At 34.9% G+C, this 17827-nt stretch carries 14 protein-coding genes; 7 read left to right on the forward strand and 7 right to left on the reverse strand.

Translation table 11 applies throughout. The annotated features are described in order from the left end of the window. The first annotated feature begins 148 nt into the window (after window positions 1–148). Window positions 149–997: a M12 family metallopeptidase gene (locus BW983_RS07425; RefSeq protein ID WP_076551262.1), complete on the forward strand. Its 849-nt coding sequence runs from the start codon at window positions 149–151 to the stop codon at window positions 995–997. 36 nt (window positions 998–1033) lie between these two features. Here BW983_RS07425 and BW983_RS07430 read toward each other — a convergent pair whose 3' ends face one another. After that, window positions 1034–3160: a helix-turn-helix domain-containing protein gene (locus BW983_RS07430; RefSeq protein ID WP_076551264.1), complete on the reverse strand. Its 2127-nt coding sequence runs from the start codon at window positions 3158–3160 to the stop codon at window positions 1034–1036. Window positions 3161–3242: 82 nt separating this feature from the next. Between BW983_RS07430 and BW983_RS07435 the strand changes: the two genes are divergently transcribed. Then, complete coding sequence (locus BW983_RS07435; protein WP_076551265.1) at window positions 3243–3695, forward strand: hypothetical protein; 453 nt, start codon at window positions 3243–3245, stop codon at window positions 3693–3695. 103 nt (window positions 3696–3798) lie between these two features. Here BW983_RS07435 and BW983_RS07440 read toward each other — a convergent pair whose 3' ends face one another. After that, window positions 3799–4335: a gamma carbonic anhydrase family protein gene (locus BW983_RS07440; RefSeq protein ID WP_065395062.1), complete on the reverse strand. Its 537-nt coding sequence runs from the start codon at window positions 4333–4335 to the stop codon at window positions 3799–3801. Window positions 4336–4500: 165 nt separating this feature from the next. Between BW983_RS07440 and BW983_RS07445 the strand changes: the two genes are divergently transcribed. From BW983_RS07445 to hemH, 3 genes are read left to right on the forward strand one after another with little or no spacing between them, the layout of a single operon-like run. Next, window positions 4501–5379 carry a NifU family protein gene (locus BW983_RS07445; RefSeq protein ID WP_076551267.1) on the forward strand — a complete coding sequence of 293 codons (879 nt, stop codon included), beginning with the start codon at window positions 4501–4503 and terminating at the stop codon, window positions 5377–5379. Between the two features lie 10 nt (window positions 5380–5389). After that, window positions 5390–5926 carry an NADPH-dependent FMN reductase gene (locus tag BW983_RS07450; protein WP_076551268.1) on the forward strand — a complete coding sequence of 179 codons (537 nt, stop codon included), beginning with the start codon at window positions 5390–5392 and terminating at the stop codon, window positions 5924–5926. Between the two features lie 6 nt (window positions 5927–5932). Further along, the gene (gene hemH / locus BW983_RS07455; RefSeq protein WP_076551762.1) at window positions 5933–6967 is read left to right on the forward strand and encodes a ferrochelatase; all 1035 of its coding nucleotides are present in this window, start codon (window positions 5933–5935) and stop codon (window positions 6965–6967) included. Between the two features lie 73 nt (window positions 6968–7040). On the opposite strand, the gene BW983_RS07460 is transcribed toward hemH, so the two are convergent. Both BW983_RS07460 and BW983_RS07465 read right to left on the reverse strand, forming a co-directional pair. After that, window positions 7041–8996 carry a M4 family metallopeptidase gene (locus BW983_RS07460; RefSeq protein WP_076551270.1) on the reverse strand — a complete coding sequence of 652 codons (1956 nt, stop codon included), beginning with the start codon at window positions 8994–8996 and terminating at the stop codon, window positions 7041–7043. 330 nt (window positions 8997–9326) lie between these two features. After that, window positions 9327–10541 (reverse strand): type IX secretion system plug protein, encoded by a 1215-nt coding sequence (locus tag BW983_RS07465; protein ID WP_065395066.1) that lies wholly within the window; start codon window positions 10539–10541, stop codon window positions 9327–9329. Between the two features lie 71 nt (window positions 10542–10612). Here BW983_RS07465 and BW983_RS07470 point away from each other — a divergent pair, with 71 nt between their 5' ends. After that, window positions 10613–11251 (forward strand): MBL fold metallo-hydrolase, encoded by a 639-nt coding sequence (locus BW983_RS07470; RefSeq protein ID WP_076551271.1) that lies wholly within the window; start codon window positions 10613–10615, stop codon window positions 11249–11251. A gap of 228 nt (window positions 11252–11479) precedes the next feature. On the opposite strand, the gene BW983_RS07475 is transcribed toward BW983_RS07470, so the two are convergent. The 3 genes from BW983_RS07475 to BW983_RS07485 are packed head-to-tail and all read right to left on the reverse strand — an operon-like array spanning window position 11480 to window position 16673. Then, entirely contained in the window at window positions 11480–13936 is a 2457-nt protein-coding gene (locus BW983_RS07475; RefSeq protein ID WP_076551273.1) for a TonB-dependent receptor, read from the reverse strand. Window positions 13937–13959: 23 nt separating this feature from the next. Next, window positions 13960–15441 (reverse strand): trehalase family glycosidase, encoded by a 1482-nt coding sequence (locus BW983_RS07480; protein ID WP_076551274.1) that lies wholly within the window; start codon window positions 15439–15441, stop codon window positions 13960–13962. 2 nt (window positions 15442–15443) lie between these two features. Further along, on the reverse strand, window positions 15444–16673 hold the full coding sequence (locus tag BW983_RS07485; RefSeq protein ID WP_076551276.1) for an MFS transporter: 1230 nt from the start codon (window positions 16671–16673) through the stop codon (window positions 15444–15446). 123 nt (window positions 16674–16796) lie between these two features. Here BW983_RS07485 and BW983_RS07490 point away from each other — a divergent pair, with 123 nt between their 5' ends. After that, window positions 16797–17660 (forward strand): AraC family transcriptional regulator, encoded by an 864-nt coding sequence (locus BW983_RS07490; protein WP_076551278.1) that lies wholly within the window; start codon window positions 16797–16799, stop codon window positions 17658–17660. Window positions 17661–17827: the final 167 nt, after the last annotated feature.

The raw sequence follows: 17827 nt of genomic DNA on the forward strand, positions 1-17827 counted from the left end.
ATAATTTTTTAATTAAAATTTTACATCAACATCAAGGCTTGTACTTTTACAATCTATCAATGAATAATATTAACATTTTAACAAAATAATTCAATATTAAGAGAAATATTATTTATATTCGTAATAACAATTTGAAAAAATCTTTATTATGAACAGAAAATCTTATGACTTGTCTTTTCAAAAATTATTGACAAAAAGAACCGTTTTTATGAGTATTATTGTTGCTGCAACATTTACATCCTGTAATAAAAATAGTGAGGAGCTGGCAACAGAAGCCCAAACCACAGCAGCAAATGTTGAAAACCTGAGAAAAGGTCAGCTTGGAGGTCAGGAAATTACTTACGAAAGAAAGAACGGGCTGAATTTCTTCGAGGGAGATATGGTTCTTTCGGACCAACAACTGACTGAAGGTGGTGCATCTAACAGAGGTGGTGCTACCTATTCAAGATGGCCAAATCGTACTATTTACTATACCATTGCCGGTAATATGGGTTCCATTAATGTCAATAAAATAAATACTGCGGTTAGTGAATACAATTCTAAAACGAATGCGCGTTGGGTTCAGCGTACCAATCAATCTAATTATGTAGAATTTATTTTCGGAAGTTCAAACGGATCAGATGGTTGGGCTCACATCGGATATCAGGGAGGAAAACAGACTATTTCTCTGGATCAATATATTTCTGTGGGATCAGTAATCCATGAAATGGGGCACACCGTGGGTCTTTATCATGAGCATTCCAGACAAGACAGAGATCAGTATGTGAGTATCCAATGGAATAATATTCAGGATGGACAGGGATATAATTTCAACAAGTACAATTCAGGAACAGATATAGGTCCTTTTAATATCAATTCTGTGATGATGTACTGGCCAACGTCTTATTCTAAAAACGGATTACCTACTATTAAAAGAGCTGACAATACAAATTTCACTTATAACAGAACCGGCTTTACAACGGGAGATATTAACACAATCAATGCAATGTATCCTTAGTTTTTAAGTTTGATACAAAAAAAAAGGAAAAGAACTTTATGAGTTCTTTTCCTTTTTATAGTTATAATGATTGATCAAAATTCGGATCTCATTAAATTCAAAATCATTAGGTAATGCATTCTTCCACTCTGTTAATGTTTCGTGTGGATTTTTATAAAATTCAGTTTCAAAAGCTTTGATCTTATCTGAAGTAATAACTCTTGAAATATCCAGCAATCCCTGCTCTGCAAACTTGGCAAGATGTCCGATTACCGTTTCTTTTACCAGACCTCTTTCTAGTGCAATCTCACCGATGGTTTTCCCCTCTTCAAATAACTGGAATGTCAGTACTTGTGATGGCACTTTAACAATCTTCATGCTTACTTCTTTATCATTCTTCTCATCCAGAAGTCTGGTTTCCAAAAGATGAATGTCTTTTAAGTTATTCAGGTATTCTTCAATATCTTCCAGCCAGCTTTTAACTTCTTCATTGTATTGTTTCAGTCCTTTTGCTCCTTTTATTTCTGCATAAAATTCTTTTAAAGGATCGAAAATTTTGTTTCTGGTTTCGGTAAAAAAGAAATTTACAGCTCCTTTGGATTTACTTTCAATCTCAGTCCATTCTTCTTTTTGTGCAATAAAATTGTTGACCTTCTGAAAAATGATACGTTCCAACTTTTCAAAGATTTTTCCAAGATTGGTAGCTTCATGCTTCAATTGCAGATAAAGCTGATTAGCTTTAACGTGATCTATATTTTTGGTAGTGATGGAAAGCTTGTTCCACTCTTCCACTTCTTTTAAAAACCATATACAATCAACAGTACGAAGAACTTTTCTGATACTGTAATCGTACTTCTCCTGATTCAGAATAGCTTCTACATTATCATTGGCAACCGTATCACTATGGAAATGCAGAATTCTGTTATCTTTAAAAATAACTTCAGGTGTGATTTTAGATTTTAAAACAATACCTTCCAGGGTTCTACAACGTGACAATGCTACATAGACCTGCCCTGCTGTAAAACTTTTCCCTGCATCAATGATCACTTTATCAAAAGTAAGTCCTTGACTTTTATGAATGGTAACTGCCCAGGCAAGTTTTATAGGAAACTGCTCAAAACTTCCTAAAACTTCTTCTTTAATCGTTTTATCGGTATCAAGGAAATATTTTTTCTGTTCCCAGGTTTCTCTTTTTACAGTGATTTCTCTTTCACTTTCGTCCAGAACAACACGAATTTCATTTTCATCCAACCCAATGATTTCTCCCAGCTTTCCATTGAAATATTTCTTTTCTCCGGAAATATCATTTCGAATAAACATGATCTGAGCGCCTATTTTCAATTCTAAAAACTGCTCATTCGGAAATTGATTTTCTTTAAAATCACCTACCAGTTTAGCTTCGTAAGTTTGAGCATCAACTTTTATCTCTGTTAATTTCTCCTGGTTTATTTCATCCGCCATTTTATTGTGAGAACACAGATAGACGTAAGATTCTTTACCCATATCAAAATTGGGATCGTATCTTTTATTAAGATGGTCAAAATCAATATTGGCTACATCTCCATCACGAATTGCATTTAATATTTCCAAAAATTCCTGATCAGACTGCCTGTAAACTTTCGTCAGCTCGATGGTAACAATCGGAATATCTTTAATTGCATGACTATCAAAGAAGAATGGTGAATCATAATACATTTTCAGGATATGCTCATCTCTTACCACAGGTGGAAGCTGAAACAAGTCTCCAATGAAAAGCATCTGTACTCCTCCAAATCTTTGATTATTCCTTCTGATAAATCTCAAAGAAAAATCCATCATATCCAGAACATCAGCCCGCAACATGGAAACCTCATCAATAATAATGATCTCAACCTCTCTTAAAAGCTTAAGTTTATCTTTTCTATATTTGAAATGGGGCATCAGATCGGCAATATTATTTGCCAAACTGGTATCTATCCTTTCTGTGGTTGGCAAAAAGGTTCTTAGTGGTAATCCGAACATGGAATGAATGGTCACACCACCTGCATTAATCGCTGCAATTCCTGTAGGAGCAATTACAATATGCTTTTTCTTTGTTCGTCTTACAAAATCGTTAAGAAATGTGGTTTTCCCTGTTCCCGCTTTCCCGGTTAAGAAAACACTTCTGTTCGTATACTCTATTAAGTCAAAAAAATGATTGTTCATCGTTGTCAAAAATACGGAAATGAATTTGAATTTCTTACCTTGGCATAAGTTTTGAAAATTCTTAAAAAGAAAAAAGTCTATTGTGAAAAAAAATTTACTATCTATTCCTGTAATAGTATTATGTACTACTTTAATGTTGGTTTCCTGTAATACTTCGAAGCATCTTAACACTAATCTTCCTATTGATATTACCGATAGACCGGCAGATGAAGACAGTCAGAAATATGATCAGGCTCAGTTAGATAGATTAAAAGCATCCATTGAATCCGAAGCTACTGGAGAAAAATGTAAGAATGCCAGCGAATGGACTTTTGCAGCAATGGGTGTAAAATCTTGTGGCGGACCTCAACAATACATTGCATATCCAAAGAAAATAGAAGCTTCTATTCTTCCGAGGATCAATGAATATACTGATAAAGTGAGGGTTTTTAATGAAAAATATAATATCGTATCAGATTGCGTGATGATAACACCTCCTACTTCTATTAAATGCATCAAGGAGGAAGCAAGACTTATCACTCCGGACAATAATTAAAAATAAAGCAAAGGTTCTATATCAAATCAATACTAAGACTTGATATACAAAGCTCTGTCAGAAGACAGAGCTTTTGTTGTTTCATATTAAAGTTAAAGAAAATTTACAATTCGTAGTCTTTTACATTTTCTTTATACCATGATGAATATTTTACATAGTTATCTGCAATTCTGTTCACCTCGCCTTCCAATAACTGTGCATTGATATCTTTAATTTTTTTAGCAGGAACTCCACCCCAGACTTCCCCGGATTTAATATGTGTTCCTTGAGTAACTACAGATCCTGCTCCTACAATTGAATTTTCTTCAACCAGACAGTCATCCATCACAATTGCTCCCATTCCGATCAGTACATTATCTTTAATTGTACATCCGTGCACAATTGCGTTATGTCCGATAGAAACGTTATTTCCTATATTCAAAGGGTGTTTCTGATAAGTACAATGCAGCATTGCATTATCCTGAACATTTACTTTGTCTCCCATTTTAATATAGTGAACATCTCCTCTGATCACTGCATTATACCATACACTACAGTCTTTTCCCATGGTAACATCTCCAATAATAGTAGCTGTTTCAGCTAAAAACGTATTCTCTCCGATCTGTGGTATTTTCCCTAAAAGTTCTTTAATAAGTGCCATAGTTTTAATTTGAAAATTTGAAAATGAGCTATTTGAAAATAAGATTTACTACCATTTTAATTCCGGTATATAACTTCTAAATTAAAGCGATAGCAAAAATCTAACTCTCAATTTCCAGCTTCTAACTTCTAATGCGTATTTTTGTATCTCAAATTTAACGAAAAAATGCGTACCGTACTTATAGAACCAACTGAAAACCCAAAAGTGATGAAATTTGTAGCAGACTACAACTTGATTCCGGGGTCTTTAGAGCTGGACAGAAATTCAGATATTTCAGAAATTCCTTTAGCACAGGAACTTTTCAATTATCCGTTTGTGGAAAGAGTTTTCATTACGGCTAATTTTGTAGCTGTGGCAAAACAGGATACCATCGAATGGGAACACGTAGCTGAAAGTCTGAAAAATGTAATTGAGGATGAATTATTGGCAAATCCGAGAATTTATCTTCAGAAGAAGAAAGAAATGTATCAGATTTATTCTGAAATGACCCCTAACCCGAATGTAATGAAGTTTGTTTCCAGCAAACTGCTTATGGAAGGTTTTGTGGAAGTAAAATCAAAAGAAGCTGCTGCTGATGTTCCTTTGGCAGAGGCTATTTTTAATGAATTTGATTTTGCAACTGAAGTTTTCATTTCGGATAATTTCGTAGCTGTTACCAAAAATCATTCTGTAGAATGGCATGAGGTAATGATTACAGTTCGTGCTCTTATCGCTGATTATCTTCAAAACGGAGGGGAAATTTCAAAAATAGAGCCTCACAAACACGAAAATCCTGTAGAAAAAATTCTTAACAGAGATTACACCGAAGATGAGCAAAAAATTTCTGATATTTTAAATGAATATGTAGCACCTGCTGTAGAAAATGATGGTGGAAAAATTTCTTTAATGGAATATGATCAATCCAGCAAAACGGCTAAAATGCTTTTACAGGGAGCATGTTCAGGATGTCCGAGTTCTACTGCTACTTTGAAAAACGGTATTGAAAATATCCTGAAGCAATTCGTTCCGGATCTTGTAGAAAGAGTGGAAGCAGTAAACGGATAACATTTACTTCATGACCGCTCGCAAAAAAATTCTGGTCATTATCGGAAGTGCAACAAAGAATTCCAGCAATCAAAAACTGATGGAACAGGTATTGGATAAAAATCCTGATATTCTTTTTCAGATGTATGATGATCTTTCTATTCTTCCCCATTTTGATACATCATTAACAGATGTTGATACGCCGGACGAAATAGTGAAGATCAGGAAATATATTGAGAATTCATCAGGAGTTATATTTTCTACCCCGGAATATATTTTCAGTATTCCCAGCAGATTAAAAAACTTACTGGAATGGTGTGTTTCCACCAATGTATTTTCAGAAAAACCTGTTGCATGTATCACAGGTTCTGCCAGCGGAGAAAAAGGTCATGAAGAATTATTATTGTTATTAAATACTCTCGGAGCCAAAACAGATGATAAACATCAGCTGTTAATAAAGGGAATAAAGGGTAAACTTGAGTCTGACGGCTCAGTTGAAAACAATACCTTTGCTAAAGTATTACAATTGGTAACAGATTTTGAAAAGTCTGTTTCATCATTAAAATAAAAAATGTTGAGTAAAAAAGGAATTTTATTAGTCAATCTTGGATCGCCAAAATCTACGGCTGTAAATGATGTAAAAGATTATCTTGATGAATTTTTGATGGATGAAAGGGTAATTGATTACCGATGGATCTTCAGAGCTCTTCTTGTTCAGGGTGTTATTTTAAAAACAAGACCTGCCAAATCTGCCGAAGCTTATAAAACGGTATGGACGGATGAAGGTTCTCCTTTGATTTTCATTACGGAAAGAATTCAGAAAAAGCTTCAGAAAGTAGTGGATGTACCTGTGGAAATCGGGATGAGATATGCTGAACCTAGTATTGAAACCGGAATTCAAAAATTGGTAGATCAGGGAATTTCTGAGATCGTTCTATTCCCTTTGTACCCTCAATATGCAATGAGTACTACGGAAACCGTTATCGAAAAGGCTGAAGAAGTAAGAAAGAAAAAGTTTCCAAATATAAAGATCAATTATATTCAGCCGTTTTATAACAGGGATATTTACATCAACTGTCTGGCTGAAAGTATTAAGGAAAAGCTTCCTGAAAATTTTGATGCTTTACAGTTTTCTTATCATGGAGTTCCGGAAAGACATATCTATAAAACAGATCCTTCCAAGACCTGTAAAATTGATGATGCCAACTGTATCAACAGCCAGGTGGATACACACAATGCATATTGCTACAGACATCAGTGTTATAAAACAACTGAAGCTGTCATTGCTAAAATGGGACTTCCAAAGGAAAAAACGATTATCTCTTTCCAGTCAAGATTAGGAAAAGATAAATGGATTGAGCCTTATACGGACGAAACGTTGGAAACAATTGGCAAAAAAGGAGTGAAAAACTTAGCTATTGTGTGTCCGGCATTCGTTTCAGACTGTCTTGAAACATTGGAAGAAATTTCTGTGGAAGGTAAAGAACAGTTCATGCATGGAGGTGGAGAAAATTTCCATTATATTCCTTGCCTGAACGATGAAGACCGATGGATAGAGGTGGTAAAAACACTTTGCGAAGAGAAACTGAATGATTTTTATTTAGTATAATCATTTACTTATAAAATATAAAAAGCCCACAGAAAATTTTCTGTGGGCTTTCTCTTGAAATATATTAAGATTGTTATTTTTTGATTAAGTTTCCTGCTTTCTGCCCGTTTACTGTTACAATATAAACTCCCGGAAGCATATTAGATGGAAGTTTTATGTTCAGTTTATTTACACCGTCTGTTAAGGTTACTTTTTCAGAAATTTCTCTTTTTCCTGTCAGACTGGTCAGTTCTACAGTTCCTTTTCCTTCCTTACTTTCAAATGCTATAGTAAACATATCTGTTGCCGGATTCGGGCTGATAGTAAATAGAGATGCATTATTTGCCGATGCAACAAGTCCTGATGGAGAAGTACCTCCACCAACACCTACAGCATTCCAGGCATTGGTCACCTGCGTTACTTCATTACTTCCTGCTCCGTAAAGATCTGCAGCCGCTTGTAAAGAGTATGTTCTTGCATTGGCATAAGTAGATGTTGAAATCAGATAAGTTGTTAATGTTCTGTAAGCAATTGCTGCTGCTTTATCCAATCCGATTCCTGAAACATTATAAGCGAAACCTTTATCATTAGTACCAGATCCTCCTGTTACCAATAAGTAATACCAGAAATTTAAAACTCCTGAATTGGTATGAACGCCACAATAGTCATTAGCCTGGCTAGGACTTGCACATCCAGAAGTGGTAGTCGCTTTCCAATAGGTTCCCAAATAAGTATCCGGTTGTCCATAAGCATTAGGATTCGCCATATCTCTGATGACATAACTGAAATCTTCTCCTAACGTCCAGCTTGCCTGTGTAGGTCTTGCCCAACGTTCTATAGAGTTTCCGAAGATATCGGAGAAGCCTTCATTCAATGCTCCTGATTCTCTTTGGTAGACAAGATTAGCTGTTTTTGAAGTCATTCCGTGGGCAATTTCGTGTCCGCAAACATCAATAGCTGTCAACGGTTTTCCTCCGTTCGTTGAAGAACTTCCATCTCCATAGGTCATTCTTGAACCGTCCCAGAAGGCATTAAAGTAATTGGTAGAATAGTGAACATATGATTTGATTGCAAAATGGTTGTTATCAATACTCTTTCTTCCGAATTTTGTATAAAGATAATCCACGGTCATTTCTGCTCCCCAATGTGCGTCAGTAGCGTATTGATCTTTGTTGGTATTTACATTATTCCAAACATTATCTGTATCTGTAAAGTCTACAGCTGCTGAATAGCTGGTCCCTTTCTTTAAATTATAAGTTTCTACAGGAGTTCCTCCGTTTCTTCCTGTTTCTCTTAGTCTATAGCTCCCATTATAGGAATCGGTAACAATATTTCTATTTCCGCTGTAAGCCGTTGTAGCTGTTCCCGGAGCATTCACATCATGAATGATAGCATCTACTCCCAGTACTTTTCCATTTTTTGCATCTACAAAAACATATTGTCTGCTCAATGGTTTTTCTGAATAAATATCGAATTTATAAGCTAATCTCAGATCATTCAGTTTTTCATCAGTAGGATCTGAATAATAAACCAATTCCCCTTTTGGAGCGAAACTTGCGCTGGCATCATTGGTTTCTTTTTTAATGAACTCCTCTTCATCTTTATTTTGCCATTTATAAGATTCTGCTCCTACAAATGATAGAGCACTTTGTAAAGCGATCTCTTCTGAAAGATTTGCTTTTCTCTCAACAGCTTTGGGAACATTCAGCATCCATTTTCCTGTTTGCCCTACAATTTTACCGTTTTTGGTCTGTACAGCCATCATTCCATACTCTACCGGAATATCATTAACAGTTTGTTGAAATCTATGAGTTTCAAACCCTAGCTGATCAACCTCATTACCTAATTTACGCGATTGTCCGGGAGAAAGTCTTTGTGATGTTTCATCAAATAAAACCGGACTTCCTTTAAATTCAGGTCCGTTTTTATCAAATCTCATAAATTCTGCGTGTAAACCGCTTTTTCCAGGAATTAGTTTTGATGGTGTGTTTTGCCCAAAAACAAATGAGCATGCAGCAACGCTTACTGCCAAGATAAATTTTGTTTTCATAAAAATATTTGTTAAGTGTGATGACGAATGTATAAACTTTTCTCTACAAAAACACTATACTAATGATTAAAATTCAATTGATATTATAAATCAATAAACAAATCACAATAATGATTTTAAAAAGAAGCGAAATATTTAAAAATAATTTTATTATTATAAATATTTTTAATTGAAAAATTTAATAAAAATCAACTTTTTGTGAATTATTATTTTCATTATGTTTCATATTATAGTGAATATAATTCGTGAAAATTTATATCTTTTGTAAAAAAATAAAGGCTATCTTCAGTAAAGACAGCCTTAAATTGTATCATTAAGTTTTTAACATTGTTATCTTCTCACAGGAGTTCTGAATTCTCCATATCCCATTAGCCCATCATAGTTCCTTCCAAAAGGAGCATAATATAAAAATGCCTGATAAAGGTTTTCCGTCTGCCAGAAGTTACCGTTCACTTCACCAAAGTCAAGAGGTCCGTCTCCCTGCTTTGTAGCTAATATGTAGTTATAGAAACCTTGCTTCATAAATATTTTAGCAACATACTGTTTGCCTGCTGCATCATATTGCATCTGATTTTCTTTGCTTGGCTGAAATCCATTGAAACCTCCCAAGATATAAATATCCTTATCTACAGGATCAGATTCCAGATAGAAATATACCCATGAGTAATCAGCTTCTCTTTCAGCATCTCTTTCTCTTCCCAGGTCATTTCTTCTGTAATACCATGCACCATTTACATCGGGTTGATATTGGTAATTCAATGGAAATGCCCATACCGGATGCAGATAAGTATGATTAATATCATCTTTTACCTCTACAGCGCGAACCATATCTGCTGCAATCGTCATATTTTTATTATCGAAATAATAAAATTCATTGTCTCCCGGAAAAGCAAGATTCATCTGCTGGAAAAGTAACTGATTTCCTAAAACCGTACTTGGTTTAAGATTAGAAATAACCATATTAGGATTATTATTCTGCATCACATTCATACTCATAGAATTTACATTCGACGAAAGATCACCTGCTTTTGGAGTAGCTTTTACTTCTACCCTTTGGTTGATATTAGGTCTTTTTGCATCTGCAATTCTTGAAATATTTAACCCCAAAGATGCCATATCTTCTACTAAATAAAAACGTCTTTTGAAAAGAGGTCTGTCTGCAGAATCTTTATAAACAATCAGTTCATAATTTCCTGAGATTTTGGGTTTCATATTATCATTAGGAAAAGTCAGTTTATAGTGTGTATAAGCCTGAAGTGTATTGAATGAATACTGAAACTTATCCAGAAGCCCGTTCAGATTTCCGGTGGCAAATTCTGTAAAGAAGAGATTATCGTCATTCCAGTTTCTGTCGTAATGTTTAATGGTATATCTATAAATTTCGCTGCCATTGGTAAGATCATCAAAACTTAAAACCAATTGTTCACCGAATTTAATTACCGGAGTTTCATCATTCGTCTGTGGGTTGAACAGCTGGATACTTTGGATATTTTGTCCATAAACCAGTCCACCCAGGGAAAGTAAGAGTATTCGCAAAGTTTTCATTATGACGAAGATAACGAAAAATAGCCATTTTCTTAATAATATCGTATTTTTGAATAAAAAATAATCAGCTTATGCTTCAGATTCAAGGTTTCGTATTCAACTTTGCAAGCGAAAACACGTATGTTCTTTACAACGAAAATAAAAATGCCTGGTTAATTGATCCGGGAAATAAGAGTGAGCAGGAAACGAATGCCATTGATCAATTCATCAAAGAAAAAGGACTTAAAATTGAGAAAATTCTTTTAACCCATGCACACATTGATCATGTTTTAGGACTTCAGTGGGCTTTTGATACTTTTAAAGTACCTGTTTATCTGCATAAGGAAGATCAGGAAGTTTTAGATATGCTTCAGGCTAGCGGAATGAGATTCGGTTTTCCTGTGGAACCGGTAAAAGTAGATACCATATATATCAATGAAGGTGAAGAACTGGAGCTGGATGGTGAAAAGTTCAATATTTATCATGTTCCGGGACATTCTCCGGGAAGCGTTGTATATCACAATGAAAATCAGAAATTCATGATCTCCGGTGATGTTCTTTTTGAAGGAAGTATCGGAAGAACAGATCTTTATAAAGGAAATTATGAACAATTGATTGACGGTATTAAAACAAAACTTTTTGTGCTTGATCCTGATACACAAGTATTTTCCGGTCATGGAAATCCGACGTCAATTGGGTTTGAGAAGCAATATAATCCTTTTTTTAAATAGACGAAGATTAAGTTTTAGAGTGTACGCGTTTTACATATTCTGCGAATGGATTAATTTTATTTCCCACAGATTACGCAGATTGACACAGATGTTTGTGGTTATTTGTGTGAAGATTAGTGTTGTTTGTGTTTAAGAAAAATCAACGTTATCCTCGAGAGAAATAAAAATAAAATAAAAAAACCGTCAGAACTAAGTTCTGGCGGTTTTGCATTTATAAAAAAATAGAGTTTAAAAGTCTAAAGTAATTGAGGCCCTTGCGGCGGCTCCCATAATAGGTCTTGCCATTCTTACATTGGTTCCTGACACAGTCTGAGATCTTGGATCACCTTCTGTAATTCCAATCGTATTGAAAATATTGGTTCCATCTACAGCAAAACGTATTTTGCCAAGCTGATAAGACATTCCCGCTCCAAACTCCGTGAATGATGGCAGAATATTATCTTCCGTATTCCCTTCATTCTGGAAACGCTTACCATAATAATTCATGCTTATATAAGCTCTCCAGTCTTTTGTGATATTCACAGCGGGAGAAATATTAAAATAGAACTTAGGAATTCTTCTTACAACATTCCCATCATAATTAAAAGTAGAACCGTCAGCATTTCTTCCTGTAAAGTCTTTGTATTTCGGATTTTGAATAGTTCCGTTGAATGTTATCTCAAAAACATTATTGAACAATCTTGCAAAACCTTCAATTTCTACCCCAAGATTGGTCGTATTGGCAAATTTATTCTCAGAAGTTCCGTCTGAATAAACATCGGTAAATGAAAGATTCTTCAGTGCTGAATAAAAAGGGATCACCGCAATATCAAAAGTACGGGAATAGTATTTATATCCTACTTCCAATTGATTAGTCTGTACAGGTTTTACTGCATCCAGATTTCCTATATTATTATAGTATGCTTCTTCATTCGGAGATCTGAAACCATGAGAGAAACGCGCGTATACTGCATTTTCACGATTGATCTTATAATTGGAAGCAAGAGTATAGGAAACTTTATTGATGTCGTAATACCAATATGTAAACTGATTTCCCAGCACATTCATATGATCGTCTGCTGTTGTGGTATCAAAACCATGAGTCCCGTCTACTGTTAATCCTGAATTATTAAGATTAGCTGTTGTAGTATTCACTTTATATCCTTTGTAAAAATCGCGGCTGTATCGGATTCCTCCATTAAAACTTAAAGCATCGGTTACGTTATAATCCAAGTTTAAATAAAGGTCATTCAAACTTCCCTGAATCTGCGAATCTCTAAGTAAAGTAGACATATCGGTAACTCCGTTATACGTTTTAGAATAGCCTACACTGCTTGAGCTGAGGGATGGATCCACTAAATTCAAGAGTTCAGGTCTATCCGTAGCTGTTGTCAGAATGTTACTCCAGTTCCAGTATTGATGAGATTTCCAGTTTGATTTATAAAAGCCAGCCGTCACATTTCCTTTATCAAATTTATAATTGAACTGTAAGTCATTCACAAAGTTATTCATCTGCTTATCGATAGCCCAGAAACCAAGTTTTTGTACAAATTGAGGATCAACCACTGCTCCACTGCTTACCAATGAATATTGATAACTGGTCATTCCCATTCCTCCTTCATCTATTGGTTTAGTTGCAAAATCAGAAGCCGTTTTTGGTGCTCCAGCAGGAAAGATTCCAGTGTAGTTCATATTAATATTGGTGTATCTCGTTTTATTTAAAACAGTGAAATTACCACCCAGATCATATTTAAACTCAGCTCCCAATACATCTACTTTCGGATGGATTCCGTCTTCAAGATTTCTGCTGAAAAATCCACCTCCTGCCTGTGGGATATTCAACTGGCTGATGGCTCTGTAGCTGTAGGTTCCATAATTTGGATCAAAGCCTTGGAATCCTTTTAATTTTTCGCCATCCTGCGTTAAAGGAATCGGAAGGAAGAATGTATTTCTATCGTCTAGTTTTTTATAGTAAACCTTAGCATATCCTTTATCAAAGACATATTTCAGATTCATTCTGATTTGCCCGCCATTATTGGCTTTGAAACCTGTTTTTCTGATTCCGTCATCACTTCTGTAAAAACCACCGACATTGAAAAATAATTTATCTTTTACCAAAGCTCCACCCACATTAAGGTCAGTACGCATTAAACCATAAGTACTGGTTTCAAGTTTTGCTGTACCTTTGAAATCATTGGTTCCTTCTTTAGTTATAAAATTAATAAGACCTCCCGTAGAATTATTGGCATAAATAGAACCTGAGCCTCCTCTCAAGGCTTCCAACCTGCTCACGGAATTATCTACACGAAAAAAGTTATCGGCATTCGCAAATTGAAGTGCCCCATCCTCAAAAACCGGCAGTCCGTCTTCCTGAACCTGTACAAATTCATAAGCTCCGGCAGAAGGAATTCCCCTTGCAAAAAGATTGTTTCCAACTTCACCACCTGAAGTTTCTACAGCAAAACCAGGAACGCGTTGCAATAAAGCTGCCGCACTGATTGGATTTTGCTTTTGTATTTCCTTTGAACTGAATGTTGAAATTGCAGTACTGGATTCTATTTTTTTCTTCGGATTCGAATTTCCTGTGATAACGATCTGATCAATGGAGGAAACTTTTACAGAATCTTGTGGAGTCTCCTGTGCATAAGCATTATTGAAGTACAATGTAGCTGTAGCGGCGAGTAAAAAGATTGATTTTTTTTTCATAGCCCTATTTTTTATTGTTAGTTTCAGTTTTGTTGTAGTTTTAAATACACTCCATTCGTCCAACCGAACCCATCCTGATTGGGATATTCCCCGCCTCCTGCTATCGTTTCTGTATCTAATGCATTGTATTTTTCCATTAATTTTCCAGTGTTTTTGTAGACTCTTTCTACATTAGAACACCAGTTATTTTTTATTTTTTCTGCTAAATCATGATAACCATAATTTTTCATTGCCTTAAAGCCAAGCCATTGGTAAGGTGCCCAGGCATTAGGTAAATCCCATTGTTGCCCTGAATTTTTCGTCGTGGTTACAAGTCCGCCCTGGTATAAAAATTTATCAGAAATAGCTTTTGCAGCAGCATCTGCCTGTTCCACATCTGCAATTCCTAGAAACAAAGGGTAAAGAGCAGCAATATGTTCAGACGGTGTATTTGTGTTTTTTTTGATATGATAATCTTTGTACATCTTTGTCTTTTCATCCCAGAAGTATTTGTTGATCATCTGTCTTCGGCTTGCTGCTCTTTCAGTAAAAAAACTTTCTTTTTCTCCCAACCCCTGAAGTGCTGAAGATTTTGCCAATGTAGTTTCCAAATGCCATAAAAGACAGTTCAGATCTACTTCAGCAAGATTCAGTGTTTCAATGGTCTGGATATGTTGTCCGTCTGCAAACCATCTGCTGGAAAAATCCCAACCGGATTCACAGGCGCTTCTTATATTTCTGTAAAATTCATCACCTGAAGCATTCTCCTGATCTTCAATATCGATTAAATAGCTTTCAGGACGAGGCTCATTTTCTGCATCATAATATCTGTTCAAAATATCCCCATCAATAGTTTTTACTACTCTTTTTACTCCTGAACCCACTTCTGCATCTTCTTTTCCATTCATCCAAAACTCATACTCTTTTTCTAAAGTATCATGATATTGAGTATAAATGGTTTCATCATTTTTAGTATCAGCAAGAAGATCAAGCATCAAAGAAAAATAAGGAGGTTGAGATCGGCTTAAAAAATGAGTCCTGCTTGCATTAGGAACAAAACCTACATTCTGGATGAGGTAAGAACAGTTTTCCACAATATTCTCCATCATTTCCACTCTTCCGGAAACCTGTAGTCCTAACATAATAAAATAGCTGTCCCAATAGAAAAACTCATTGAAGCGACCTCCCGGAACGATATATGGTTTTGGTAATTTTAAAAGTGTTCCTTTTTCTTCATAAGCAGTTCGGGTCAATTCATCCCAAAGTTTTTCAATATGTTCTTCGATCGGAAGATGATCTTCTCTTTGGATGGAAACTTTTGCTCCTAAAAAATCAAAATGATTCATCACAAAATCTTTCAGATCAAAACCTTCTGAACCTTTATCCTGTTCATATTTTGCATTGATTTCAGCAACCGGAAATAACGGAACTGCATCAGTCATCATTTTCTGATCTTCAAAAATGGCTGATCTCTGAACATCATCAAAAAGAGTTTGGATATCGTGGATGTAAAGCTGATTATTCATTATTATTTTTTAGGATTAATTTTTAATTTATTCATGAAAATTGCTGAAATAATCAACAATGAAAGCGGAATCAAAGACAGATAAAAAGCCTGCTGTCCACTGAATTCCTGAAAGACAAAGCCCGTAATAATAGAACCTATTGTTCCCCCAATTGCAGAAAAAACTACGATCAATCCGGACATTGCACTATGTAAATATTTAGGGATAGAAGCTAGGATGACAGAATTTATACTAGGATAAATCGGAGCCAGCAAACCTCCCATTAATGGAAACAAATACACTACTAATGGAGCATTCAGCCAATTGGTTGTGGTGTCAATATGAATATTATGCGTCAGTGGAAGCACTAAAAGTAGGCTTACTGTAAAACCAATTACACAAAATGAAACCACATAAATCCAACTGAATTTTTTAGAAAAGAACCCTGACAAAAATCTTCCTAAAGCAAAAGCTCCTGCCAAAACGGCTCCTGCCTGAATACTCATGGAAGTAGGAACCTTTAAAATTTCTTTATAAAATGTAGGAGTCCATGTTTGGAAGCTTTGTTCCACCAATACAAAAAGGAAAGCACACAACAAAAAGCATAATACTTTTTTATAGCTGAACAAACTTGCACTGTTTCGTAAGTCTCCCAATAGATCTGTTTTCTCACTTTTTGCATCTTTTTCATTCAGTTTTGAAAAGAATAAGAATAAAAATGATAATGTTGAAAGAACTCCCAATACCCAATATACATTCAGCCAGTGAGTAGATTTCGGATTATGGTCATCAATATATAAACTGAATAAAAGATTTCCTGCTAACACCCCAATCATGAAAAATCCTTCCAAAAATCCCATAAAACTGGAATGTTCCTTATCTGTATCCGTTACCAAACCAATAGAAGTAAACACCGATATTTTGATCAATGCAAAGGAAACTCCTACGATTCCAAATAGTAATTTGAAGAACCAAAATTCATTGGTAAACGGCATCACAAAACACATTCCGCTTACCAGAAATAAAGCAATCAGCATTGAATTTTTGATCCCGATCTTAGGAAGAAATGAAGCCAAAATAAATGAACAAATAGCAATCGGGAGGTCCTTAAATCCTTCCAATATACTGGCAGATGATTTTGAAATTCCAAAGTTCTGCTGTACCTGCAAAATGACAGTTCCCACAGAATTCAAAAGAATTGCGAAAACAAAATAGTTTAAAAATAAAACCGCCTTTATGTTGAAATTTTTCATTCGGATCATTTCTTGACGGCTAAGATAGAAGCATTTGTGTTAACGATAATTTAACACAATAAATCAATATTTGAACAATATTAATATATTTAGTATTTTTAGTGATTAAATATGATTAATTAAATGAAAGTTACTTTTGAAAGAGTAATTCCCAATGAGAAAAGTTCGTTCCGTACGATTCACAACAACTCTCCTATTTCAGAATTCAAATGGGAATATCATTATCATCCCGAAATTGAATTGGTCTGTGTGATTTCCGGGAGTGGAACCCGACATGTAGGCTATCATAAAAGTAATTACACCAATGGAGATCTAGTCCTTATTGGTTCCAATATTCCTCATTCTGGATTTGGATTAAATTCTATTGATCCGCATGAAGAAATTGTACTTCAGTTCAAAGAAGAAATTCTTCAGTTTCCTCCACAGGAAGTGGAAGCACGGTCAATTAAAAATTTACTGGAGCTTTCAAAATATGGTATTCATTTTCATCATAAGGTAAAAAAAGCAATGCTCCCGAAATTAAAGCTCATGCTTGAATCGGAAGGATATAAAAGATACTTATTGCTTCTTGAAATTCTTTTCGAATTATCTCAATGTGAAGACTATGAACTTCTGAATAAGGAAATCATGCCTTACACTATTATCTCAAAGAATAAAACCCGTCTTGAGAATATTTTCACTTACGTAGAACATCATTATGATAAGGAAATTAATATTGAAGAGGTCGCTAAACTTGCCAATCTGACTTTACCTGCCTTTTGTAATTTCTTTAAAAAAGCAACTCAGATTACCTTCACAGAATTTGTGAACCGTTACCGAATTAATAAAGCATGTTTACTGATGGCACAGGATAAACCGATTTCAGAATGCAGCTATGCTTGTGGTTTCAATAATGTAACCTATTTCAATAGGATGTTTAAAAAATATACAGGGAAAACGCCTTCTGAGTTTATTAAGAATTATTCTCATAATAAGGTGAGTGTGTAATTTCCCCACAGATCTCGCCGATTTCACAAATGTATGTGTTATAAAACCTAATGAAATTATACACCCTCAAAAGATCTGCGTAATCTCCTAAATCTGTGAGAATATTATAATAACCACTAATTCACGAATAAAAAAGAAATCGTGCATTATTAGCAAATAAAAACTGA

The organism is Chryseobacterium ureilyticum, assembly GCF_900156735.1.
In the GTDB taxonomy this organism is placed as follows: Bacteria; Bacteroidota; Bacteroidia; order Flavobacteriales; family Weeksellaceae; genus Chryseobacterium; species Chryseobacterium ureilyticum.

Coding starts and splice junctions, on each gene's coding strand:
- BW983_RS07430 (WP_076551264.1), bottom strand. CDS start 3,160: ATGAACAATCATTTTTTTGACTTAATAGAGTATACGAACAGAAGTGTT.
- BW983_RS07460 (WP_076551270.1), bottom strand. CDS start 8,996: ATGAAAACAAAATTTATCTTGGCAGTAAGCGTTGCTGCATGCTCATTT.
- BW983_RS07445 (WP_076551267.1), top strand. CDS start 4,501: ATGCGTACCGTACTTATAGAACCAACTGAAAACCCAAAAGTGATGAAA.
- BW983_RS07425 (WP_076551262.1), top strand. CDS start 149: ATGAACAGAAAATCTTATGACTTGTCTTTTCAAAAATTATTGACAAAA.
- BW983_RS07480 (WP_076551274.1), bottom strand. CDS start 15,441: ATGAATAATCAGCTTTACATCCACGATATCCAAACTCTTTTTGATGAT.
- BW983_RS07440 (WP_065395062.1), bottom strand. CDS start 4,335: ATGGCACTTATTAAAGAACTTTTAGGGAAAATACCACAGATCGGAGAG.
- BW983_RS07485 (WP_076551276.1), bottom strand. CDS start 16,673: ATGAAAAATTTCAACATAAAGGCGGTTTTATTTTTAAACTATTTTGTT.
- BW983_RS07470 (WP_076551271.1), top strand. CDS start 10,613: ATGCTTCAGATTCAAGGTTTCGTATTCAACTTTGCAAGCGAAAACACG.
- BW983_RS07490 (WP_076551278.1), top strand. CDS start 16,797: ATGAAAGTTACTTTTGAAAGAGTAATTCCCAATGAGAAAAGTTCGTTC.
- BW983_RS07450 (WP_076551268.1), top strand. CDS start 5,390: ATGACCGCTCGCAAAAAAATTCTGGTCATTATCGGAAGTGCAACAAAG.
- BW983_RS07475 (WP_076551273.1), bottom strand. CDS start 13,936: ATGAAAAAAAAATCAATCTTTTTACTCGCCGCTACAGCTACATTGTAC.
- BW983_RS07465 (WP_065395066.1), bottom strand. CDS start 10,541: ATGAAAACTTTGCGAATACTCTTACTTTCCCTGGGTGGACTGGTTTAT.